At 40.7% G+C, this 23709-nt stretch carries 16 protein-coding genes; 10 read left to right on the forward strand and 6 right to left on the reverse strand.

Features of this window, described 5'->3' with window-relative positions:
- Positions 1-3 precede the first annotated feature (3 nt).
- Positions 4-1272 (reverse strand): hypothetical protein, encoded by a 1269-nt coding sequence (locus tag KN1_RS05410; protein ID WP_221289837.1) that lies wholly within the window; start codon positions 1270-1272, stop codon positions 4-6.
- Positions 1273-1861: 589 nt separating this feature from the next.
- Positions 1862-3061, reverse strand: a complete 1200-nt coding sequence (locus tag KN1_RS05415; protein WP_221289838.1) for a PIN domain-containing protein — start codon at positions 3059-3061, stop codon at positions 1862-1864.
- Positions 3062-4633: 1572 nt separating this feature from the next.
- Here KN1_RS05415 and KN1_RS05420 point away from each other — a divergent pair.
- Positions 4634-6331, forward strand: a complete 1698-nt coding sequence (locus KN1_RS05420; RefSeq protein ID WP_221289839.1) for a hypothetical protein — start codon at positions 4634-4636, stop codon at positions 6329-6331.
- 199 nt (positions 6332-6530) lie between these two features.
- Here the strand turns inward: KN1_RS05420 and KN1_RS05425 are convergent, their stop codons facing one another.
- Positions 6531-7520, reverse strand: a complete 990-nt coding sequence (locus tag KN1_RS05425; protein WP_221289840.1) for a hypothetical protein — start codon at positions 7518-7520, stop codon at positions 6531-6533.
- Positions 7521-7587: 67 nt separating this feature from the next.
- Positions 7588-7977 (reverse strand): C2H2-type zinc finger protein, encoded by a 390-nt coding sequence (locus KN1_RS05430; RefSeq protein ID WP_221289841.1) that lies wholly within the window; start codon positions 7975-7977, stop codon positions 7588-7590.
- Positions 7978-8259: 282 nt separating this feature from the next.
- Between KN1_RS05430 and KN1_RS05435 the strand changes: the two genes are divergently transcribed.
- The 5 genes from KN1_RS05435 (at position 8260) to KN1_RS05455 (ending at position 15066) form a co-directional block, all read left to right on the forward strand.
- On the forward strand, positions 8260-10065 hold the full coding sequence (locus KN1_RS05435) for a hypothetical protein (protein ID WP_221289842.1): 1806 nt from the start codon (positions 8260-8262) through the stop codon (positions 10063-10065).
- Between the two features lie 73 nt (positions 10066-10138).
- Positions 10139-10357, forward strand: a complete 219-nt coding sequence (locus tag KN1_RS05440) for a hypothetical protein (protein WP_221289843.1) — start codon at positions 10139-10141, stop codon at positions 10355-10357.
- A 981-nt stretch (positions 10358-11338) separates the two neighbouring features.
- Positions 11339-12136 carry a hypothetical protein gene (locus KN1_RS05445; RefSeq protein ID WP_221289844.1) on the forward strand — a complete coding sequence of 266 codons (798 nt, stop codon included), beginning with the start codon at positions 11339-11341 and terminating at the stop codon, positions 12134-12136.
- A 482-nt stretch (positions 12137-12618) separates the two neighbouring features.
- Complete coding sequence (locus tag KN1_RS05450) at positions 12619-13245, forward strand: hypothetical protein (RefSeq protein WP_221289845.1); 627 nt, start codon at positions 12619-12621, stop codon at positions 13243-13245.
- Between the two features lie 183 nt (positions 13246-13428).
- The gene (locus tag KN1_RS05455) at positions 13429-15066 is read left to right on the forward strand and encodes a hypothetical protein (protein ID WP_221289846.1); all 1638 of its coding nucleotides are present in this window, start codon (positions 13429-13431) and stop codon (positions 15064-15066) included.
- On the opposite strand, the gene KN1_RS05460 is transcribed toward KN1_RS05455, so the two are convergent.
- Entirely contained in the window at positions 15058-15429 is a 372-nt protein-coding gene (locus KN1_RS05460; protein ID WP_221289847.1) for a hypothetical protein, read from the reverse strand. The two genes, KN1_RS05455 and KN1_RS05460, sit on opposite strands and share 9 nt — an antisense overlap.
- 38 nt (positions 15430-15467) lie before the next feature.
- Here KN1_RS05460 and KN1_RS05465 point away from each other — a divergent pair, with 38 nt between their 5' ends.
- On the forward strand, positions 15468-16016 hold the full coding sequence (locus tag KN1_RS05465) for a hypothetical protein (RefSeq protein ID WP_221289848.1): 549 nt from the start codon (positions 15468-15470) through the stop codon (positions 16014-16016).
- 390 nt (positions 16017-16406) lie between these two features.
- Here the strand turns inward: KN1_RS05465 and KN1_RS05470 are convergent, their stop codons facing one another.
- Positions 16407-17660 carry a YncE family protein gene (locus KN1_RS05470; protein WP_221289849.1) on the reverse strand — a complete coding sequence of 418 codons (1254 nt, stop codon included), beginning with the start codon at positions 17658-17660 and terminating at the stop codon, positions 16407-16409.
- A 1172-nt stretch (positions 17661-18832) separates the two neighbouring features.
- Between KN1_RS05470 and KN1_RS05475 the strand changes: the two genes are divergently transcribed.
- The 3 genes from KN1_RS05475 (at position 18833) to KN1_RS05485 (ending at position 23167) form a co-directional block, all read left to right on the forward strand.
- Entirely contained in the window at positions 18833-21118 is a 2286-nt protein-coding gene (locus KN1_RS05475; protein ID WP_221289851.1) for a serine/threonine-protein kinase, read from the forward strand.
- Between the two features lie 544 nt (positions 21119-21662).
- Entirely contained in the window at positions 21663-22253 is a 591-nt protein-coding gene (locus tag KN1_RS05480) for a hypothetical protein (RefSeq protein ID WP_221289852.1), read from the forward strand.
- A gap of 254 nt (positions 22254-22507) precedes the next feature.
- A complete protein-coding gene (locus KN1_RS05485) occupies positions 22508-23167 on the forward strand; it encodes a hypothetical protein (protein ID WP_221289853.1) in 660 nt (219 codons plus the stop codon).
- Positions 23168-23709: the final 542 nt, after the last annotated feature.

The raw sequence follows: 23709 nt of genomic DNA on the forward strand, positions 1-23709 counted from the left end.
ACCTTAAAAAACTTTATCTATTTGGACATACACGTTGTTAAACACGCTGAGGTATACTATCCCCCAGTTCCAGAAAGAGTTCCCAGTACCCGCGTTGACCTCCGTCCAATAACTACCTACTTTAGGGACTGTAAAATTAGAGTAGAGGGGCAGAGTTAACGTTACGGTACTCGACGTATTGAGGTCCGTGACCTCCGCGTATACAGTGTTATTATAACCGTCATAAGTGACCTTCATCTCTATTAGGTCACCTGGGCTAAGCCCTTTTATAAACCCTTTCCCCCCGCCTCCTACCAACAGAGTAATGTCGCTCTCGTTCACAGTGCCGTCAGGTGAGGGGTGGACTACCCAGACGTTAAATTCACCTGTAGTCCACGGGTCTCTAGCAACGTTCCAGTAAGGCTCCCATTGTACGACTATGTAAGGGGTAGTAGAGTAAGGGTAATATATTTCACCTGAAAGTTTCACCTTCCATAGTCCCATACCTACGTTTAATAACTCATCAGTGTAGTTCGCCGTGTTGTTGACCAAGGGTTTGGGCGGTGTCACAAATAGCATGACTGAGTACCCGTCAGCAGGGTAAGGTGGCACATATATTGAACTACCGTGGGAAAAAGTCCCCACGAGCATCACAGTATAGTTACCGCCAGTATAACGGAGCCCCGTAGTGTTTATCATCAGTGCTGCAGAAACGTGGTATTTAGCGGGGACTATCTTTAGTACTCCTAGGTCTAGAGATAAGTTACCCCAGTACTGGGTACTACCCGGTGGGTATACCTTAATTAAGTCACCGTGCTGTAAAAAGTACAAGTAACTGTAGTTTATGAACAGTTGTGGGTCCCCCACATTGCCGAACATTAACATACCACTAGCGTTAGTCCCGTTCAAGAGCGTCACTTGGTAACCGTTACCCAAAGTAGTGGTAAGTGCGTTATATATGTCAATGTTATTGGGAGTGGTACCATACGATATTTTAGTCTGTGTGTACGTTACGGTCTGCGTCTGGGTCACCGTCGACGTGACGGTGGAAGTGAGGACAGATGTCGACGTAGTCGTCGAGGTGATCGTAGTCGTTGAGACGGACGTAGTCGTGACCGTCGACGTGACAGTAGAGCTGACTGTGCTCAGCTTAGTTAACGTCACGGTCTTAGGGGCCTTATGAAATATTACGGGGTATAGAAAGAACCCTGCTATAGCTAGGACTAATAATACTACTACTATTATCCCGATTACGAGGGAGTTACTGGCTCCGGTCCTGATATGTCTATACATTATACCATCCTTAATGTTACTTAACTATAATGCAAAATATAAACTTTGTGGGTTCTTTAAGTCTGGAGCTATTCGCTCTAAACACTCCTATCGTGTCCTTTAAATATAATGAAAGGGCTTCAAATTCTAAAAAACTTAACGTGAAAGGATACGAGTACTACCGTAATTGCAGGGTAGTGTGTAATTGCCACGGTCCTTCATGGGAATTACTCATCACGTAAAACCCTTGTGTCGACACGTCTTTATTGACGAGCCGTTACACCAACTAAGACTAGGAGTTTAAGCCACTATAATACTTAAATGGAGTATTCACGTGGGTGTTCACGGTGGTGTCTAACTGTCACGCTTCTCCGGCTTAAATACTACGCGGAATTGACCTGACGTCCGCCATAGTGCGGTAGACGGCTAACTCGTCCGTGCAGTTGGCCCGTCCCTTTCACACCTCTGTGACTTTAAAGCTAAACTAAGACTGAGCAACAAGCGAGTAAGCAAAGTCCTCTCTAAAGACCGGGGAGAGGTCTTGTTACGGGAGGTCTTTAGGGCTACGTGTGGTGACCAGCTAGAGGGGCAGTACAAAAAAGCGTATACGTCAGGAGTCCTTACCCCTCAACACCTCTTCTAACTTGCTCAACACATACGGGTAGTTATATTCAGCCTTCATCACTTCGACCTCGACCTTCCTCTCCTCGGGGAACTTACTCTTGAGCACTTTAGCGAAAAGCTCACCGTTAACCCTTATCTCCACGTCTCTGTAAAACGACTCGCAGAAGAGCAACTGCCCGATGTCCCCCTCACCTTTCTTCGTTTCGCTCAGTAGTACCGCCTTAACCCCCTGACTGTCTGCAGACCTCTTGACACCTTGGTCCCTCGTTATCACAGCGAGGGGGTCCGGGATCTCCTTCTTTAAAGCCTTAGCCTCTTCGATGAACTTCACGTCCGACCCACCTACTTGTCCCACCGGGGGCTGCCTGTGTATATGCCTATACGCGCTCATCCCGAGGAAGAACTTCGGGTCTTCCCCTTTCTGGGTGGTCTTAGTGTAGTTCAAGAGTTCGCCGTAAGTAGACCTCGATGCGAGGAGCCTGAAACCCAACTCCTTGTTCCAGCAGAGGCGGCCCAGCCTTTCACCGAGCGTTATGTAAACGTTTGTGTCTGCCAATAAGAAGTAGCCCTGCGACACCAGTTTCCTCACCTCTTCCTCCTCCTTAAACTTCAGGAACCCGGCCCTGAACTTACACATCCTGTCCTTATCCTCGTCACCTATTTCGTCGTAATCTACGTCCCCTAACTGGGAGTACAAGTTGTAAAGGGCCCTAAGTGACTCTACCCCTATCTCCGCTTTTTTAGGTAACCCGTTAACTGTCTTAGGGGGCTCAAAGGGTACTACTTCCCCCGTCCTGACGTTATACACTGTTATCTCCTTAAGGGGGACGTAGCCGAAAACCCTGTACCCCTCCCCTTCTTCCCTTAAGTAGGCATAACGTACCTCCTTAGCGTTAGAGTAATTTAACACCGAGACCGCCATGTATTTCCTCCCGGGAGTTATGTCAGCTACGTCTATGTCTATCTCCTTCAACTTCTCCCTCCACTCCTTTACCCCCACCCCTAGTGCCTTCACCTCGGTCTGGGGGTCAAGGCCGAAAGCCTTAAACACTTCCCCCAGCTCAACAATCCTGGGCTCTTCTGAGAGTACTAGTACCTTGTCGGGCCTGACCCCGGTAAATATTTCAGTCATTATTGCGTCGACTGTAGTGACCAGCTTGTTTGAACCCAGTGTTGCGAGTATCATGATTAAAAGTTATCACGGTAAGTTATAAGTCATTATACCGGCCGTTTGGGGCTAAATTTGGGGAGGGAGTGACGATAGCGGCAGTTAATGTTTATCAGAGACGTGGTAAAATATTACCTTATCATCTATGTTAATGTTTAAATTTAGTTTTTATCTTATGTGGTTAATGTTCCGTGATATTTAGTGTAAGTGTAAAATATCACCACGTATTTAGTAAAAATATACCAGGCGTATGACCTCGCGTGTAATCTTCACGGACAGACCCAGGTCGCGGGCCCCCTCTGCCCCTATGGGTTCCACAAAAGCCGTGCTCTAAGTGTTAATGCTGCTCTGTCTTCAATTTTCTATGTTTTCTTGCATGGTTTGATAATAGCGGTTTTCACTAGCTTACTACTGAGTGAAAAACGGGTAATTGGGCGTTTATCGTAAATTTAAACGTCCGCTACCGGATTATAGTTTATGGGCAAACAACGCGGCACGTGTGAATGACCTAAACTATTAATCCCTCAACTTATTCTATTTTATACATTAAATATTTTATTTTAACGTTACCGTGATTAACGGTGAAAAACTCCGTTATAATTATGTGAATAGAGATCGTAAAAAGACTGGATCGCCCTGTTCCTCTGCCGAAAAGACATTTTTAAGAGAGTAACAAAAACACTTTTATTCGCTTATAGTGTCGATAAAATTTTCATTTTATGGCCCTTAAAACCTCTATTCAGTACAGTCTTTTGATAAAGAGAAGGGGTGTTATGGTACGGGGCTGTCCTCGAACAGCCGTGAAATTCGAAAATTATTTGTAATATTATAACAAAATTAACGCAGTGTGTTTAATCGTCTTCAAATGACCTCATTTAAGGGTGTATCCCCTCTCAAGGAAACACAAGGGTAAATAACTTGTACTTTTTAGACTCACCTACGAGGACATCACAACCTTTATATACATATAATGTTTTAAAAAACAATATTTTCCCTTTACAATTCTATGTCTTTTCCATAGTACAAGATAGTAAAAATAATTTTTATAGATACTGTGATATTTTTACAACTATTAATCGAATTTGATGACGTTTGAGAACACTCCCTAACGCCAGTGTCTTCTTGCCACCGTTCTTTATGTCCGTAGAACACCCGGAGGTCTACGTGGCCGAAACTAATCACGAGTATTACGTTGTTAAGGTATAACTCCGGGAATATCAATAAGACCGAGGTCATAGTGTACGAAACGGCGAATAGTCAGCCGAAGGTGGCAAGCAGTATTACCGCGACTCATAGTTTCCCGGTAGTTATCCCTATATCACAATGGTAATCGTGGTCGCCATAACGTTACTTCTGAAGAGGAAACGTTCCCTACATTAGCTAGCGGTAAACGTCACACCAAGGTGTCCTAGTCCAAACCTATTTCAACCGCCTTTTCCCGTCTTTGTCACGTTTTTATGTGGTGTTAACACCGTCTACCGATTACGTGCTCTGCCCGTATGGGAGGAAAGGGGGAGTTACGCCCCGGCTTCCTTTAGGCTGTTTGGAATATGTTTTTAAAGCGTATTTTCACTAATTATATTGATAAAAATGAGTGTAAAACTCAGTCTAATGCTGTTAACAGTCTTTATCCTAGCTTTTTTGAGTTCTGTCTCTATCGGGCAAACAGTCCAACAAGTGGCTACGGCCTCTTTTAAAACGCCTTCATTAAACGTAGACAGCGTAACACCTTACTACCACGGTATAGTAATAGCCATGAGCTATACGAATTTCACGGTAAGTAATATACACAAATACTACGCCATCACGACAGTGAATGTCTGCTTTTTAAACTCTACCACCCGGTTATTACTTTACAAGTCGACACTAAAACGTGTACCCTTCATCTTCACCTTTATTCAGGGCGGAGAGTTATACGTAGTGGTATCGGAAATACGTTTCAACTTTAACACTGGCATAAAAGTAGTAAACACGTCATATAACGGCCCCGCTTACCAACCGGTCGTACTGCGTAACGCCGTATGTAAGTCGTCTGTATACGTGTTCAAGGGGCTTAAGCTCGTTAACACTTACGTTATCAACGGGTCTTTACGTAAGGTGTATAACCCCCCACTCTTTAACCTCACGTTCCCGCAGATCGTGACCTTACTGGGCGGGGCTGACATAATTTTACTGAACAACACCAACATAACCGTTAATAGCCCATTAGTAGAGCTACAGTTACCTAAAGGTATTCTGGTAGCCTACGCAAACGGTACGGGGCCCTCCGGTCTTAACAAATTCGTTAATTTTACGCTGTTCAGCTATAGCGGTAAGGTAATATGGAGTAGAGGCTACCTAATCTCGACGGAGCGGGCACCTATATACTTCGGCACCCCTCTGGCCCAACCCGGAGCCCCTGCACTACAACCCGTCATGTTAGAGGGTATCCATGGTACCGTTGTGGGGGACAAGCTGTTCGTCGTTAACGGCAGTACCGTGTTAGGGATAAACTTGAATAACGGTGAGATAGCGTCGAGGATAAGTTTAAACCAGAGTTTAAAGGACCTCGTAAATATCGGCGGGAAGCTGTACTTAGTATTTAAGAGCAAGGAGGACGTAATAGTCGAAGAGTATAACGGCAGTGGGCTATCAGTAGTGGCTAAAGTACCAGTGGTTTTAAGAATTTATCACGTGAAGGTTAGAATGCCTAGAATAATTAAGTGCCCTAACGGGGGAATTAAACTTAAATTCGTAAATACTACTATGAACGTAACTAGGGACTTTACTCATATACTCTACAATAACGGTCAGTTCATATTGATAACATACCCGACACTAAAAGGGGACAACGTCACTGACGTCTATTACGGAGGTGTAACACATTATTTGATGGGCTTTAACATAACCCCTATTCAAATAGTGGTAAAGAATAACGACTTAATGCTAATAGAAAAGGGTAAGGTACTATGCTTGTTCATGTTTAACACAAACGGTACTCTTAGATGGGTAACAAATTTAGGTAATACCACAAGGTTCCCGTATTCAATACGCATCGTAGAAGTAAACCCCTATAAGTACTATGTAGTAAAACCTTTCACTGTAATAAACAGTAAGGGTGTAGCAGAAAGTAAAGTTGTAGTTTACGAAGTGACAATCCAGCGCCCTACTACTACGACGACAGTGTCTAGTGTTAAGCACACAAAGACCTCCTCCTCGACGCCTGTATCTTATAATACATTAGTTATAATAGCTGCAGCTGTAATAGTTGCTTTGTTAGTAGCCTTACTTGTAGAGAGAAGAAGGTAATATAATTTTTATGACGGTCCTTTTGAGTGTGGAGGTAATGTGCAGTCATTAAGGTATAAATTTATTAATTAATAAAAATCTTTACCTAGAGAAGACATTAAGAAAACGTTTTATGCATCCTAATGTTAATTTTTAGAGAAATATAAATACCCTAAACTATTTATTAATAAGTTATAAAAAAGGTTTTGCCTTGATTAAGTTAGCTTTTTGCAATTGGTTCTTGAGGACTAGTTACATAATTTATTATCTGATATGGCTGTGTAGGATAAAATATTATTCCGTAGATTGTGCCTAGCATCCACCACCGGACATTATAAGTAATATTGGATTGCACTGCGCCCCAAGCTACACAGTAAGGTGGTGGAGATTCTCCTATTTCTGCACCATAATCGGCTTCAGCACTAGCAGAATCAGCAGATATTAAGTTTTGTCCGTTTGTTGGTGCATTATATGGCTCACCATTTACATATAATTTGAATAACGTGACGAAGAATGGGCAGCAATCAGTAAATGAATATTGTGACGGTGCGTGTACTTCTAATGATACACTCGGATACATCACGTATTCAGAGCTAATTATTATAGGTTTCGATACACTAGACACAGATGCAATGTATAATTCTACGTTACTTGCAAGAGAAAACTCTTCGCCGGCATAGATTGGAGTCCCTGGAAAAATTAAACAAGTAGTTTCGTTATAGAAGTGACCGATCCAACCTTGAATAAACCCCTGATATAATGAAAGAATATCAAAAGGTTTCGTTATACTGGAGCTAGTAATCATCACTGGCCGAAATACTATTTGAAGAAGGCCACCACTATAAAATACTATATAATTAGTATCTAATAATGCCGAGCCGTTACTAAGATATACTACACCAAGTTGTAGGAGAATGTAATTAACTGAATAATACGGAATACCATCAATTAATATACACCCGCTGACTTGTAAGGGTATGTTTAGAATTTCCGCAATAGAATAAAAGCTAGAAGACGGATGAATACCGAAATAAGAGAAGTTCATAAAGTATGCTTCGTATTCTGAATGGTTAGCTAAGTTTGAATTGTATGCTGATATGGCCCAATCGTAATTCTGTGAGCTCGATTGTGCTGCTGTATTAGTAGCTAGTACTGCTGCTGGCATTAGTAGTATGGTAAGGACTAATAGGGCAACTAACTTCCTTGTCATTATGTAAAAGAGAAAATAAGGGTTTTTAAAAAGTCTAACCACTGCTGTATGAGCCCTTAAACAGTTTTTAACTTATACAGATGTTATGTTTTTTACAGACATGATCTAGTGTGGCCTCGGTTGAAGTAAACTCCTTATGACAAATGGGGCAGACTTTCGTATGTTCCGCATATCGCAAATGGTTTTTTAATGCAGTTAATGACGAAAAAGGAACTAAGCAAAGCGGACAAACATAAGGGCTTATCGACTTTGCGGTTAGGAACTTGTAAACATAATTATATTCTTCTAGTAGTTGTGGGTTTTTAACTAGTATCTTAACGATAGCTCTAATGAGTCTTTTTTGCTCGATAGACAGTTTTTTATACGCTTCATACTCTTCTAATGAAATGTGAAAAGATATAGTCTTATTTTTTGAACTCTTTTTGGTCTGTAAATTTTTGTCTATAGACTTATCCATTTTTAAACACCTTAAATATCTTGTGCAAAAGCTTATATTTTGTCTTTTCTATAATCTATTTTTAATTAAAAAATTTTTGTCATGATATGTCAAATAGACTTTAAAAGTTTAGATTTTTAATACGTGATTATTACCTCTATCAGCTATAATTAGTTAGTCGGCTTTTAATTATTAGAAAGCATCCCCTAACCAAGATTTGATTAAGATATCTCTTTGAAGATTTAAGACCTGCTATATCTCTTTGGAAAAACCTTTTAAAATATATTTTTTATAATAGACATTATGATGAAAAGGCTACTACTACTTTCAATAAGTGTCCTACTCCTTTTATCAGTAATTGCATCTTCACAAGTCAGCCAAGTGACCACAATTACAGCTAGGGACAGATCTGTGAACGTGTACAGTGTGACGCCCTATGATAACGGTATAATATTGACATACAGCTGTACAAACATCACCTTCTACACAATTAATCACTTAGTGCATGCGAGTTATAATTCCACCTTGTTTGTCTATTTCATAAACTCTACTAATAAACTGTTACTGTATAAAGCAACGTTCCACTATATCCAGTCTGCATCCGCATTCGTAAGTGGCGGAAAACTTTACTTAGTAATAGGGCCTACAGTGTATGTCTTCGAGGGTTTAAGGCTAGTAAACACGTTTACCGTAAAGCATTCGTTCGGGCTCTGGAACGGCACACTATTCAACCTAACAGTACCAGTAATAACGTATATAGACTGTCCGCACATCGTCAACATCACTATAGTTCTAAACAAGAGTAGCATTACCCTGATTAAACTCTGGCCTATAGCAATGCTACAATTACCTAAAGGGATTTTAGTAGTTTCTGAAAACCTAAGCAGTAGTGCGAGGACGGCTATTGAGTGCTACTATAAGCCACCTTATCATTCATTAAGTCTAAGTCACGTGATCAACATTACACTGTACAGTTATGACGGTAAGGTAATATGGACTAAGGATTATGTCGATTATATAAGAGCAGATAATGTAGTAACGGCAGGGGTTAGCAGTGAATTTAACGGTTTATACCACAGTTTATTCCACTGGGGTTACGCTACAGTAGTCGGTGGCACGTTGTATATTTATAACGTTACCTGCACTACGGGAAAGATTGATGTTAATATTAACCTAGGTATTATAGGTATTAATTTAAGTAACGGTGAGGTAGTCAGTAAGATACAGTTAGATAACGTCCCAGCGTACTCAGATGCATTATTAAACATAGGCGGTAATTTGTACGCGGTAATACTTAATACTACGACAAATAAAGTCGAGTTAAACAAGAGTGCTAATTTGGGCAAAATAATAGACGATATATTACTTCATAGTCATGCCTATCTCGCTGTGGAGAAGTATAATGGTAGTGGGCTGACGCTAGTAACTAAAATACCGGTTGTAGAAAAAGTTGTTGGAAGGACCAGTGGAACCAGTGGACTACCCGGTAATGCTAGTCTTCCTATTATTGCGCCTATATCCGGTTTCTTCTATGACCCCGGGAATTACCTTGTAGTCGTTAACCCTACTATTAGGGGTTCTAATGTTACGGACGTGTATAAGGGCGGTGTTGTAAACTACTTGTTGAGTGGAAATGTAACACTTTACCCGAGCACTGGCGTAATTATACTAAATGATAGTAATGGCTTCCTATTAGCCTTCTTAAACAGTAACGGTATTGTGAGGGGAATTGAAAGTGTGGGTAAGGTTTTAACGATTTCTGAATGCCTTCCATTTATAGTAGGTCAGACTGAGAGGCTTGATATTTATATAGCAAATGTTACTCCAAACGTGTATTATGTGGTCAAGGTCGTCCCTACCGTGAGTAGTAAGGGTATTGTGGAGGCTGAGGTAATAGTAGATGAAGTTACAGTCCAGAACAACGCTAATATTTCAGTAACGTACATTAATACACCGTCAGCACATATCGTCTCGTCGACACAGGTTACTACACCATCAGTAACAAATACTACTACCTCGACACCGTTTACGTGGAGTGGTGTAATAATAGGGGCAGTAGCCTTAGTTATAATACTCGCTTTAGTATTCATTTTAAAAGTGAAAAAATAATTTTTTAACTTTTTTAAACAAGTCTAGACTCTCTGGAAAAACCTTTTAAAATATATTTTTTATAATAGACATTATGATGAAAAGGCTACTACTACTTTCAATAAGTGTCCTACTCCTTTTATCAGTAATTGCATCTTCACAAGTCAGCCAAGTAACTACAATCACAGCTAGGAGCAAATCCGTAAACGTGTACAGCGTCGTACCCTATGATAACGGTATACTAGCAACGTTTAGCTGTATAAATGCCAGTATATCTAAGATTACTCACGGGTCGCTTACGTCTCCATTGTAAATTGAAATATGCTCTATTAAATTAGTATAATTCTATAGTACAAATAGTCCAAATATGTGTTAAACATTCTGTCTAATTAAAGTTATATCACCCTTGTCATGTGTCCTACAAGCTTTTTAGTATTAATTTTACTTGACGTATAATTAACAGTTAAAATACACTTCAATAAGACAAACTGAAATCGCAATGGATATGTGAACGACCACCGTTAAAATACCACCTCAGAGCATTTCATGGGTTCATTGCAATTTCTATTTGTTTAAGCAAAGTGAGATTATAACTAATAACAAGGTTACACTACAACAACGTTAATACATAGTACGTATAAAAACTTGTTATAATAAGGTTATAATTCAGGCTATCCAAGATGATCTTACGTTAAATTGTTGTCCACTCTCGAAAAACCGTTATAGAGGAGTATTTATCCAAGAATCTATGTGAATATTTATATCTTATTTTACGTTTATTTTTAATTAATACGCGGAATAAAATATATAATAAGTAATATTAAACGCTTATTTAATAAAAATATATCAGATATAGGGTTACCGATAAAAATCTACTGATCATAACGCCCGCCCGCCTCTTAGATTATAAAAATGCTCAGCAATTGAACTGAACTCCTTAGAAATTATAGAGTATAGTAGGTCTATTTGATAATAAGGAGAATAAATCAAATAAATTAAGGATTTAAAAATGTTTAACGTAGAGTGAAATGATGGAAACCTATTTAATAGATCGGCAAAATTAGCCTCATTTTTAACCTTAATAAAAAGAGATTTTGACAACAGTACTCTGTCTTAACGGTAATAGCTTTATGACTAAATGGCTATTTCACGACACATAATAAAACTTTTTTTAAATAGTTTAATTCACGCTCAATATTCAGTCTGGTATTTGTCTTAGCAAAAGAAAATAATGTGTATATGACAATTTTATTCTACAATGTTAATTTTTATATAGTATTAGTATTGAATAAAGATGTACATACTGAACGATAGGGGAGAATTAGTAGATCCTGAAATAGGTGAAGTGGTTAGTGAAGAACTGATGTTTTGTTTCGAAAGGTACGACTATCTAGTTCCCATAAATACAAGGAAATTTAGTAATACAGACGAGGAAAGATATATGAGATATATCAAGTACATGGATTATAGGAGAAGTGAGTTAGACGACATAATAAACATTCTCTATTCCAGAATTGAAGACGAGAACATACGTAAGAATTTCATAGCTTGGGCAGAGGAGATGAAGAAGTACGGTAGACCGGGTATTTTAGCCGCTTTTACAATAGCCCATTACAGGCAAGGTTTATCAATAAAGACAAAGGCCCTAAGGAAGGAGTTTAATGTAAGTGAGTTAGAGTTCAGAAAGGCTAAGAAATTATTGCACATGCGGCTGGGGAAGAAGGACATAGACGCTATTGTACTCGAAAAGCTGAAACAGTACGATAATTTTGAGGAGCTTAAGAGGAAATATTTTGAGTTAAAGGAGGAAGAGGTTTTCTCCGGCAAGAACATCGAGACCAGGATTAATATACTACTGGGCTCTATAAAGAGGAACCCGGTGAGGAAGAAGAACGACGGTATTACCGTTACCGCGGTCGATGATAAGAACCACGTTATATGTCCTAAGTGCGGGCAAGTAGGGGTATTGAAGCTTATGGAGTTCCAACGTAAATACTATTATTACGTAGTAGTACACTATGTCGGTATGTACAGGTACCAGAAGCACTATCTGGGTAAAAACGTTAAGGTACAGAAGGTCCTGAAGGTCTAAAAATTGAATACATAAATACATTATTTATAATTTAGATCATAAAATGATGAAAAAGCCTAAAAATTGAATACATAAATAGAATAAAGCTATATTTCCTTTTTTATATATGAATTTTGTAAAAATTAAATGCATAATGAAATTTAAACTAACTGTTCTCCTCCTATGCGTGGGTGGGTCTGTCGCAGGTCGTGGTGTACCCACGCTAAATCTATTAATTCGGGGTATAAACGACGTAATACCATTGAGCCGTTCTCTGTTATCTAAATTATAACGACCTTACCGCACGTCTTAATACGCCTGAGTTTTTAACATTATTTAACGTGTATTTGATAGATAAAATTTCACTTTATTAAGAAAAATTGCAACCGTAAAAGAAACGCGGGTCGGTTCCCTCCCCATTATTTTAATTTCCAGTTGTAATTAATGCATACAGAAATAGTTTTATACCCCCAATTTCTAGTTGTTTTGAAGGGGTGTATCTTGTGAATAAAGTGGTTATCGGTGTAGTAGTGGCTGTGATAGTCGTTGTGGGTGTTATTGCCGGGTTGTTCTTGCTGAGGACTAGGAGTACAAGTAGTGTCCCCCCTACTAGTGTGACACCCATTAGTGTCCCGCCTACTACGTCAACTACATCTAGTGTACCTACTTCGACCAGCAGTAGTACGCATACTAGTGTTGTTCAGAGTATTTCTCCTTTTAGTGTGCCTTCTAAGGACTTAATCAAGTTCTACAAGTATAATAAGACTTATTATGTTTTTGAGTTACCGCCTAACGCTACTATGTTTGACAACTTCACGTGGTATAACATGAGATTTTGCCTTTCAACCGGATATGCTACAGAGTTGACTAATGGAACTGGCATCTCTTGGAACGGTATATCTTATTTTTACATTAACGGTGTTCGTTATAAGGTAGTTTGTTGCCCGTATACGATATGTGGTACACCGGCGCTTGAGAACGGTTATTTAATAGTTTATGCTACGGGGCCGACTACACCGCCATCACCGGGAATTTATGAAGGAAAAGCGACATTAGGATACACTTTTGTACCTTATGGGCCAAGTTCAATATTCAATATAACAGTTTATGCCGAATTTATAAATAAGTAAATTATTGATGAGAAGGGAGATAAGAATAAAGGTATTCTCAATAGTTTTTTAATACCCCTACTTCTGGCAATAAATAGTAGTCTAATAACTTTAGCAGGTACTGGTGGTAGTCCTGGTAGTAATAATAACACGGTAAAGGACTTCGCACAGTTTCTTAGCTATCTAGCAGCGTTACTCGAGGCGATGGCGTTAGTAGTAATAAGAAAGGACTTCACATACGGAATGGTATTTATAGTTGCTGGGGTTATAGTAGCCTTACTTACTGCCAGCTATAACAGCAATAACTATCAGGGGAGTATAATAGTTTCTCACCGGCTTGAAGTAACAGTCGAGGTATATCAGTGGTATCCGGGCTGTATTCTGAGTACTGCTCACTGGAATGTAGCACCTAATAACATCTTTGATCCGGGAGTTTGCCCTGCATATATTGTAGTTTCAATTAGTGGAAATTATAATTTAGGGAGTATGGCTAACGTCACTGTAAAAATATACGAGCCTAGCGGATATGTATGTGTGAAACTCAACGTCCCGTATAGTTCAACTGCTGTAATAGGGCCTTCAGGGCACCAATTGACTTTTCATCATGTATATGTAACGAGTTTTACACCGAAGCAGGGTAGGTACGATATCGTAGTTACCGTGCAAGCCGTAGTGAATAATAGTAGGATTACTACTATCTATTATGGCTCTGGGCAAATGGCTTTAGTTGCTGAACCGGGAGGTCTCGGAGGAATATTTAACGGTGTCCTTCAGGCTATATCGAGTTATTTTGAGTCTGGAGTAGGTGCCCTTCCTTTAATAAAGTCTGGATTAACTAAATCTATTGAGGGTATATTATACGTTCCAATTATTAGTTATCATGCTTCTTACGGTCCTGCTAGTAACACTGCTAAATTCTTATATAAAAGCGTCTTTATGAGCTTTGCCAGCACTTATGCACTGCTATTCCTTGCCGCTAATGTAGGGCTTAACGCGTTCTTAGGCAAATACGGGGACTTCTACGATCTCCTAAGGGACTTGATATATAAGTTAGGGGTTTACTGGGTCTTTACTTATGCGGGAATAACGATATGGAACCAGTCTGCTTATATACTAAACAATCTAGTAAATCAAATACTTCCCTCTGGTGATGTTATAAAATTAGCTAACGATCTTTCAAGTCAGCTTACTTTAACTGGAGCACTCTATGAAGCTGGTAGTGCAGCCGATGTCTTCGGTGGCCCGTTATCTCAATTATTTAAGTTTTTACTACAATTGACTGTAGCAATATTCCTTGCTGGTGCAATTAGGGAATTGATTCTATATGCGCTTGCTGCGCTGATTCCATTCATAGCAGTTCTCTGGTTGTTCGATTGGACTAGAAAGTTTGCTGATATGATACTGAGTGTAGGACTTGCTTTCGTAATTAGTGGTGTAATCGACGCATTGGTCTTAAGGCTCTTAATAGCTATTGGTGGGCTTTTATTCTGGTTTGCTGGGCCCTTTTTCATCGCAGTCTGGATAGGAATGACATTAGGTACTGTAAATATTTATTATAATATAGTCTATCATCACATTAGTACGTTTTTACAACCTGTAACAAAGATCAGTTCTTCTTCGGCTGGTAATACACCCGATATACCCGACGATATCGGTGACATTGGAGAGGCACCCGAAGCTGCTGGAGCTATTGAGCTTGGATTTAAGAAGTTAAAGAATCGAATAACTAGTCGTCATAATGAAAGGGAGAAATTGGAGATCATAATGATTAAGAAGGATGATGACGAGGAGAATAGTAAGATCGGGGCTGAATCAGATAATGATGATAAAAAATTAAGTTAAGTATTTTTTTAGCTTTAAGTACACGCGGTACGGGTCTCTTACTCCGCTTATTTTTACAACCTTACCGTCGTTTAGGAGAAAGTATAACGTGTCTTTATTTAACACTAACTCTCTCACGTCCTTCCACATGAAATAGAGCCTTCTCTTATTCCCGATCAGCCTCCAGATACCCGAGCCGTCATAGCCGTATTTGGGCATAAAGTAATACCCCAAAATCGCTACAACGTCTAGGAATACTAGTCTGTAATCTAACAGGGATAAAATTATAGCAAACGCGGTAAGTTCTAACATCACTAAATCCCCTTTAGTCGGTATTATAGACAGATCACGGTTTGCCGAGAACACCCTCTTTAACTTGTTCATACCACAAATTACGGTATTTATAAATCCGGTTATTTTTGATGAAGGCGAACAAAGTTATTCCGGCGGTGTTCTTAGCAGTAATAATAGCCGCTATAGTGTGGGGTGTAGTGCTTCACAATAATAGCGGGGCATCACCAACATTAGTGACCACCAATACGGCAGTTAATGCCCCATTACAGAGGGGCTTATACGACCTCGAGTATAAGGTAGTGTTCGGCGGTTTTGCGAAGGAGATAATGGGCGTTAACGGGAGTAGTTACGTAATAGTGTTAAACGGGGTTTTTAACTACCCACCGAGCAATGTGACCCCCGGGACTTACACTCTGTTGTCCATTAGCGGGAATATAACTTTCGCAAATAGTACTCAAACTCATTTCGTAATCCCACTGTACCAAGAGATCAGTATAGACGGTGCAAACTCCGAGAAGTTCTACATCGTATTGCAAGGTAACAGCCCGGCGGTAGTACAGGTCTACAATTACCTTGAGCACCTAAAGGACGAAGGTATATACACTGCCCCAGTAGAATTTAACATTATGATGGCTAATGCTAGCGTAGTGCAGATTGAAGGGGAGATATATCTCTAAAATTTTTTATACCCGGTTATTTGATAAAGGGCATCAGTACCGTTGGCATAGGGGTAAAAAATTTATTAAGGAAGAGAATAAGGACTTGCTCTTTAGTCCCTGACAAACTATAATCTTATCGGTTAGAGAGTACACAGTGTGTAATTAACGTGAATAATGGTAAAGTAAAAACTCATAAACATGTTAGGATCGCTCACTCTTACTAGAAAAGATTAATGAAAAACAATTTATTAAATGCGGTCGTGGACAACACCGTGTTTTTAGATAATTAAGGCTAGGAGGGCTTTTCCAGCGGACTGCACGGTATAGCCCCTTGGAACGGAACCTTACCCTTCCAGAAACTTAGTTGAAAGAGAGAAAAACTATCAAAAAGTCCCGTTAACATTAAAACTATTTCTTCCTGATTGACGCTACCACTATACCGATTAGAATAACAACTGCGACCCCGATTATTGCGAGAGACACGGGAGGTATACCGGTAGAAGTCGTAGTGGGTGGAGCCGGAGGTGTTGGTATCTTTCCCGTAATATTCGACGGACTTTTCGCGGTAAGCTCCGCTAGCTGCGAAGAGTTCGCCGGTACTGTAGGGATAATACTAATGGACCCAGACCCAGCGTTTGCCACGTATACATAACCATTGTAGGGGTCGTAAGTGACACCAAATGGGCCTTTCCCTACTGGTATCGTCCCTACCACTTGGTTTGTAGACGGGTCAATTACTGAGACCGTATTTGACCCATAGTTTGTCACGTATAAGTAACCGTTACCGGCGTCATACGCTATACAGAGCGGTTTATTTCCTACTGGTATCGTCCCTACCACCTGGTTTGTAGACGGGTCGATCACGGAAACTGAACTGGAACCGCCGTTAGCCACGTATAAGTAGCCGTTACTAGGGTCGTAAGCTATGCCAAACGGGTATTTACCTACGGGTATTGATGCTACTACATTGTTTGTAGACGGGTCGATCACGGAAACTGTCCAAGAAACACAGTTTGTCACGTATATGTAGCCGTTTGAAGGGGCGTAAGCGACCCCTATGGGCCTTTTACCCACACATATACAATTCACGACTTTGTTTGTAGACGGGTTAATTACCGAAACCGTATTGGAACCACAGTTTGTCACGTATATGTAGCTGTTTGAAGGGTCGTAAGCGACCCTACACGGATTACTACCTACGGGTATGCGATTTACGGATTTATCCGTGGACGTGTTAATTACACAAATTACATCAAACTCTAGGTTCGTCACGTATACATTGCCGTTAGATGGGTCATACGCGATGCCAAACGGGTTATTACAAACGCATATAGTGTTTATTACTCGGTTAGTGGACGTGTTAATTACATAAACTTTATCAGAATTAACGCTTGTCACGTATAAGTAACCGTTGGACGGGTCGTAAGCCATAAGGTTCGCAGTCACGCCGTGATTGTTATTATTGACTACGTTACCTTGGTATAACGTCCCGTCGTACAAAACTAGTGTGTATTTTACATACCCGATATCAGGGGTATTGTTTGTGTCACCGTGTACTGTTAATATGCCCAAGCTAGGTAACAACGTTAAAGGGGCCAATACTACTACTATTATTATTAACGCCTTAATGGCTACTAACCTGACACTGTTATACCTCCTCATCACAACAAATTATAAGAACTGATATATATATTCTGATATATAGATGTTATATACGTTTTGGAGTTAGGTGGTGAGCCCGTCTTGTTTTACAATAACCGCCTTTACGTTAAAAGCAGCGTGTGTGTAAATGCAAGATATTTAGTAGTATACTTTATCAGAGACTAAAGGCGAGGCCTTATCCTCTCGCTTAGTAATTTTTTAGCTCTACTCTAGCTACGTTGTCGCCCTTTATTAACTGACCGGGTATATAATATACTTTGTCAGACACTGTAGGGCAAGACCTAGTCCTTCTGCCCAGAAAATGTGTACGTTTTATACCAAAGTACATTTTTCCAACAAACAGACGACCAAAAAAGGTTTTATCCGTATTCACGTTTATACTCGGTGAGTTTATAATGGGTGACATTATCGTTAACTTAAGGCTGATACACATACGCGATAAGAGACCGATAACTTCCCCTTAGGTTAGTTAAATATCACTTATTATGACGTGTTGGTAGGGATAGGCGGTCTGGTCTCAAGCTGTATGGGCTACCGATAAGGTCTTGCGTGAGGACTTTATGTACGTATGGTGACTTTCATTGGGCAATTTGGATGATATTCTATAACTTTTGTCGGTTTATTTTACTTTAACGTGTCTCAAAGTTATTCATCAAGGACAGTGCATCTCCTAAATGACTTTCAACAAACCTGAGGGCCTTTACTCTACATCCTCCAATCGGCGAGCTCTCTTACTGCTAAGCACGGCCTTAACGGTGCTCAGTCACTATTCGTACTTTACATTTTTTAATAAACCGGACGTACATTTAAAAACTTTATCAACAATCCCGGTGGTTTTATATTACCAAAGAAAAGTAGAATAAGTGCGTACGACTTTTTCTTTATCAAATGGCCATTCACGTTATACTTTGTAAGGTGTTGGAGGGCAAGGTCTTCTCGTTAATAGAACCCGATAGTTTTGAGTTATACTTTGTCAGGGGCCAAAGGGTGCCGCCCCCTTTCTTGTCTAACAATTTCTTTGCTTTACGCTAACGGTGCCGCCCCCTTTATTAACTGGCATAACTTTGCCCTTTAAACTTTGACCAAGTTTAGTTACGTGTTGGACGCTCTTGCGCAATAGTATAAACTCAGTCCAGAAAAGTTTATAGTTAAGCCCGTTTCAATTTACTATAATGACTAAGACGTGGAAAACAGCACTTTCGACATCACTACTCCTCATCTTTTACTTTATTTACTTAGTGGACTTTGGGGGACTCAACTTAGCCCACATAAGCTCGGCGGGACTCACGACGTCGGGCTGGCTCGCCTTGCTCTCGCTTTCCCTGGCCCTCGCGGCAATTTACCTACCGAAAAAGGCTAACTCCCCCTTAGCTGTTATAACCCCACTACTCGGCTCGTGTGCGATCGACTTTTACTTATCGTCGGGTGTCCCCATCGGGCTCTTCCTTTTGTTATACGCAGTAGTCCCCTTCATAGCGTCAGGGGTCGGGGAGTTAGTAGGTGCTGGGGTGTTCGTGTCCTTTATCTACGCCCTCGCGTCTGCTAATTACCCCGGGTATTGGGTGCCCTTCCTCCTCTTAATACCCATTGCAGTGGCTTACTGGTCGGCAAAGGACGAACTGATGCGCCAAAAAGACATAGACACAGTCGACTTAATAGCGCTCATAATACTCCTCCTGTTCCCGTTCCCGCTTATCGCCTTTAACACGGGCTCGCCACTCGGCATCTTAATGTACCTTTCGGCTATGGCCCTCGTATTCGCGGGGATCGTGATGAAATTAAGGGGAAAGAAATCGGCTTGGCCCTTCGTGGCTTCCGCGATATTGACATACTTCGCCCCTATAGTCCTCTACTCCCAGCTCGCATGCTCCGTAAATTACGCGGCAACTTTCATTAACGCCTACGACCTCTTCTTTTACGGCTCCCTAGCTTTGGTCTTCTACCTCCCCGCACTCCTTATCAGACCATATACATCGCTTGCGCTCTTATTCACCCCGATACTCTTGGGGATAACCGCTGCTTTGCTGACCTATTTCAATACGACTTTCTACTTCGCGGCTATCGACCCTTGGCTCGTAGTCATGACGACGCTCCCTAAGAGCCCCGCGGTCGAAGACTTCTTCTTCCCTTGGAGTCCCCCCGTGCTGTATTCGGTGCAGACACAGGTCCCGGCCCAACCCCAATATTTGGCCCAACAGCAGTATTTAAGGCCTGCACAAGTGCAACAGTTCTCCCCACAAGTCAGGTTCATACTTAAGGGGCTACCGCCGATGGTTAGGGCAGTAATAGCGGTGGGGAACGTCACGTGTGACGGCGACGCGTTAATAGACTGCAACGGGTACGGGAACTGGAGTGCTTTTCCGGTAAAAGTGGGGCAGTACGTTTACTACCCCAACCCCGGCTCGGGCTATGCCAACCCGGGAGACGTAATAACGGTATACTACGTCCCGTCTGCTTTGCCGTATCAGGTCCAGCCCCCAGCTCAGCCCCCTCAGACCTATACCTATGCCCCCTCAAGGCCCTTAGGGAAAGTCAGTATTACGAGCTTTGACCCGAACGCCCTGCTAAACAGGAGGCTCGGTGTGTATAAGGTCAAGTCTATAATAGGTAGCGGGGGGTTCGGTTACGTCTATTTGGGTGAGTTGGGTGGCGATTATTACGCGATTAAGGTACTTAAGGTGGACAAGGGCGACCCGGTGGCGTACTTCCAAGGGCTCTTCCATGAGGCTAACAACTTAGTGGACTTGTCCAACCACCCTAACATAGTCAAGATTTACGCAGTAAACGTGGACTTGAACGTAATAGATAGGGCGTTGAGTGGGGACTTTAGTCCTTACTACGCCGACCCCCCCAGGATAGTCATGGAATATATGGGGGGCGGGAGCCTGGAGAAGTACCTAAACAACGACATGTTCTTTTACTCGATGAACTGGGAAGTAGCCGTCAGGAAGGCGGTGAGGCAAGTAGCAGAGGCCTTGGCCCACATCCACGGTAGGGGGTACGTACATTCGGACGTAAAGCCGCAGAACGTGTTCCTGACTGGGGAGCCTAAGTACCCGTCGGAGTTGCCCTCCGTCGACTTTAAGTTAGGGGATTTAGGTAGTGCGACCAGGTTTGGGAAGGACATAAGCCAAGTGACTTTAGAGTATTCTCCACCGGAGGTGTTTACGAGTAAGGCGTCGCCTTTGATGGACGTCTTCGCGCTGGGTATGACACTGTATGTGCTGTTGACTAGGAAGGTGGATAGACCCGACTTTCAGGTGATGAACGAGGCTTTTGACTGTTATGTTAATAAAGACGTGAACTGTATCAAGGACAAAGTTGAGGAAGCGAAGCGTTTACTGGCCTCTTGGGACCCGCAAGTTTCGGAACCTTATAAGAGCTTAATTAAAGCTATGGTAGAACCAGACCCTGCGAAGAGGCCTACCGCACTGGAAGTCGCTAATAGGCTGAGATGACGCCTCAAGTAGCCTTAAAGACAGCAGTATTTAAGAGTCCGGTTTTTATCGTAACTAACACTTTTCGTGACTAGCGGTTGCTCAGCCCCATCACTCCTCCTCCTGGGCTACCTTTTTGCAAATATCATGAAAGACTGAGACAGAGTATAACATTGTACTTAGTTATACTTTGTCAGGGATCGAAGGGAAACGTCAATTCTCTTGCTTAGCAAATTTTTACCTTTACACTGACGGCACTGTTGCCCTTTATTAACTGACCGGTTATAAGACGGAAATCCCTTATAAATTTTTTAATTCTTCTAATTTTTTAATTCTTCAGTTTATCGGTTTTTTAAACTTAATGTTAAAACGCTTAAATAAATGGTTAGTAACTATTTCGCCTATGAAAAGTGAAAAGATAATAAAATATGCCTCCATTGCAGTCATATCCATTATAATAATGAGGTACTTTCCATCATACCCCCTTTTAACTCTTTTATCAATTTTGTGCCATTTGATGGAAAACTCAGGATATACGTAACCCTTAATTCGACCCCGGTCACCGGTGCGGAAGTCCAAGTTTTCTCAGATTATCCTTACAAGTAGTAAAATAGTTCAAGTAGCGTCCTTGAGCACTCTTTTAGGCTATGCTTCTTTACAATCTTTTCAACTTTCCGGTTTGCTTTCTGCGTGGCAAGGAGTCCCCACTACTCCTTCTTTAATATCCTTCATAAGTTATGTTAAAGGAAATAAAATGTACTATGCAGTGAGGAGTGCTACTATAAACCTTAATGGTCGTTTCACCCCTCCAGTAATTAACGTAAATCTTAACAATTTCATAGAATATAATGCGTGTTGTTTAGATATTAGGTGGGCCCCAGTATTTTGTAATGTTTCTCAATTAATTCCCATACCTTTAGCATTTATAAATTCGACAACATATGCTAGTATAAGTGATGCGGCGACTATTTTTATAGAATCGTCAAACTACCTATGCATATGGGGTTCCGTAGCGTTAGAGAATGAATATGGTGAAGCTAAATATTCTGTTGAAGGGCCTGTTACCGAAGTCACTTCTAACGCCCTAAAGTCGTGTCTGACCCAAATGGGGAAGTTGACCCGAATTCTGGATTTATCTACGTTATGGGAAAAATAGAAGCTGTAGTATTTCAAGCTTTTAAAAACGGGGGAAACAAAGAACAGCCATTAAACAATTATACTGTGACTACGTTTATAAAATGCTTACAGCCCAATACTCTATCTTATGCGTACCCTAATTCGAAATATTATAAAATATTGATAAAATATCTAGAAAATATCCAATTTTTACCGTATTATTGTGCTGAACCAAAGCAAAGCCAACCTTCTCAATTTTTAATTCTATACATCAGAATATGAAGAAAGTAGTAGTTGGTTTCCGGGTTTGGTTTCACAATAGGTGCCGTAGCCCTAGCTTTGGGCTTATTTTCTGGAGCACCTCAAGGAGCATTACTGTTAATCTTATCGTCTGCGGGACTAGATTTCGAAATAGCCCAGAACAGTAAAAGTACGGTAGCGTTTACTAATGTTTTCTCAATAAAATGTCCGGTAAACGAGCAATTTTTAGTTTCAATTGCTAGCAGTTCAATCTCTTACTGCCTTGACGGTTTCATGTTCAAGATCCCGGTTTACTACTTTGAAATTTCTCCTAGTCAGATTTATGAGTCTTACCACACCCTCATTAATATAACCGGAAATACAGAATATTTCGTGGACAGCCTTCCAAACTGCATTGTATTTTACGTAGATGTAAACTTCTACCCCTCTGGTCAAAACCCGTCCACTTTAAACGTAATGTTTGGGGAATTGACCGCCTTCCTTTACAAAGGAGATAATTTAGTCTGGGAGAACACTTACACAGAGAACGGGCACCAGTTGACGATATCAATACCTAGTCCAGTAATACTCAATAACGGTATAGGGACATACGAATTAATAGTGGAATACGGGGGAGGAGAAAATGGTACTATTACCACGTCACCCTCTTATGTATGCACCTACTTCAGGGTGCTAGTACCAATGCCTAGATAATAATGGCCCAAGAAACGTATAAAATTGATTCAAAAAAGTCTTCTACACTTATCCTTGTTTCCCTTCCTGTCAATAATTTACTTAATTTATAAACCCGGCATAAATTGTGGCTGACTTCTGTGCTTTGCATACGAGGTTCAAAACTGTATGACATCGTCGTTTTTCCTTGATAAACTCCCGGTTAGCATTTATTGAAAAATCGGGGCAGCCGAGTTTTACCCTAAACGCTTTCCTTAAAATATTTATACCTTACCTTACGTTAAATACCTTACGTTAAATATCAAAAGATCCGGTTTTCCTAACCGTGAAGCATGCAACATTACACGTCTAATTTAGTAAAGACACACCTACGTAAGGACTTTACGTAAAATGCTACTAGTTTTTCCAACATAGTGGTACATTATATATATAAATAAATAAAAAATAATAAAATATATAGTTATATTTTAATGATAATTATAGTACTATGACGGCTCTAACACCACCTATAGGGCTAACAAGAGGGTAAGTTAATGTATCCCGGTCTAGAAATATTTATAAAG

It is taken from the genome of Stygiolobus caldivivus (genome assembly GCF_019704315.1).
In the GTDB taxonomy this organism is placed as follows: Archaea; Thermoproteota; Thermoprotei_A; order Sulfolobales; family Sulfolobaceae; genus Stygiolobus; species Stygiolobus caldivivus.

Coding starts and splice junctions, on each gene's coding strand:
- KN1_RS05470 (WP_221289849.1), bottom strand. CDS start 17,660: ATGAGGAGGTATAACAGTGTCAGGTTAGTAGCCATTAAGGCGTTAATA.
- KN1_RS05410 (WP_221289837.1), bottom strand. CDS start 1,272: ATGTATAGACATATCAGGACCGGAGCCAGTAACTCCCTCGTAATCGGG.
- KN1_RS05415 (WP_221289838.1), bottom strand. CDS start 3,061: ATGATACTCGCAACACTGGGTTCAAACAAGCTGGTCACTACAGTCGAC.
- KN1_RS05460 (WP_221289847.1), bottom strand. CDS start 15,429: ATGAACAAGTTAAAGAGGGTGTTCTCGGCAAACCGTGATCTGTCTATA.
- KN1_RS05440 (WP_221289843.1), top strand. CDS start 10,139: ATGATGAAAAGGCTACTACTACTTTCAATAAGTGTCCTACTCCTTTTA.
- KN1_RS05420 (WP_221289839.1), top strand. CDS start 4,634: ATGAGTGTAAAACTCAGTCTAATGCTGTTAACAGTCTTTATCCTAGCT.
- KN1_RS05455 (WP_221289846.1), top strand. CDS start 13,429: ATGGCGTTAGTAGTAATAAGAAAGGACTTCACATACGGAATGGTATTT.
- KN1_RS05445 (WP_221289844.1), top strand. CDS start 11,339: ATGTACATACTGAACGATAGGGGAGAATTAGTAGATCCTGAAATAGGT.
- KN1_RS05475 (WP_221289851.1), top strand. CDS start 18,833: ATGACTAAGACGTGGAAAACAGCACTTTCGACATCACTACTCCTCATC.
- KN1_RS05435 (WP_221289842.1), top strand. CDS start 8,260: ATGATGAAAAGGCTACTACTACTTTCAATAAGTGTCCTACTCCTTTTA.
- KN1_RS05425 (WP_221289840.1), bottom strand. CDS start 7,520: ATGACAAGGAAGTTAGTTGCCCTATTAGTCCTTACCATACTACTAATG.
- KN1_RS05465 (WP_221289848.1), top strand. CDS start 15,468: ATGAAGGCGAACAAAGTTATTCCGGCGGTGTTCTTAGCAGTAATAATA.
- KN1_RS05430 (WP_221289841.1), bottom strand. CDS start 7,977: ATGGATAAGTCTATAGACAAAAATTTACAGACCAAAAAGAGTTCAAAA.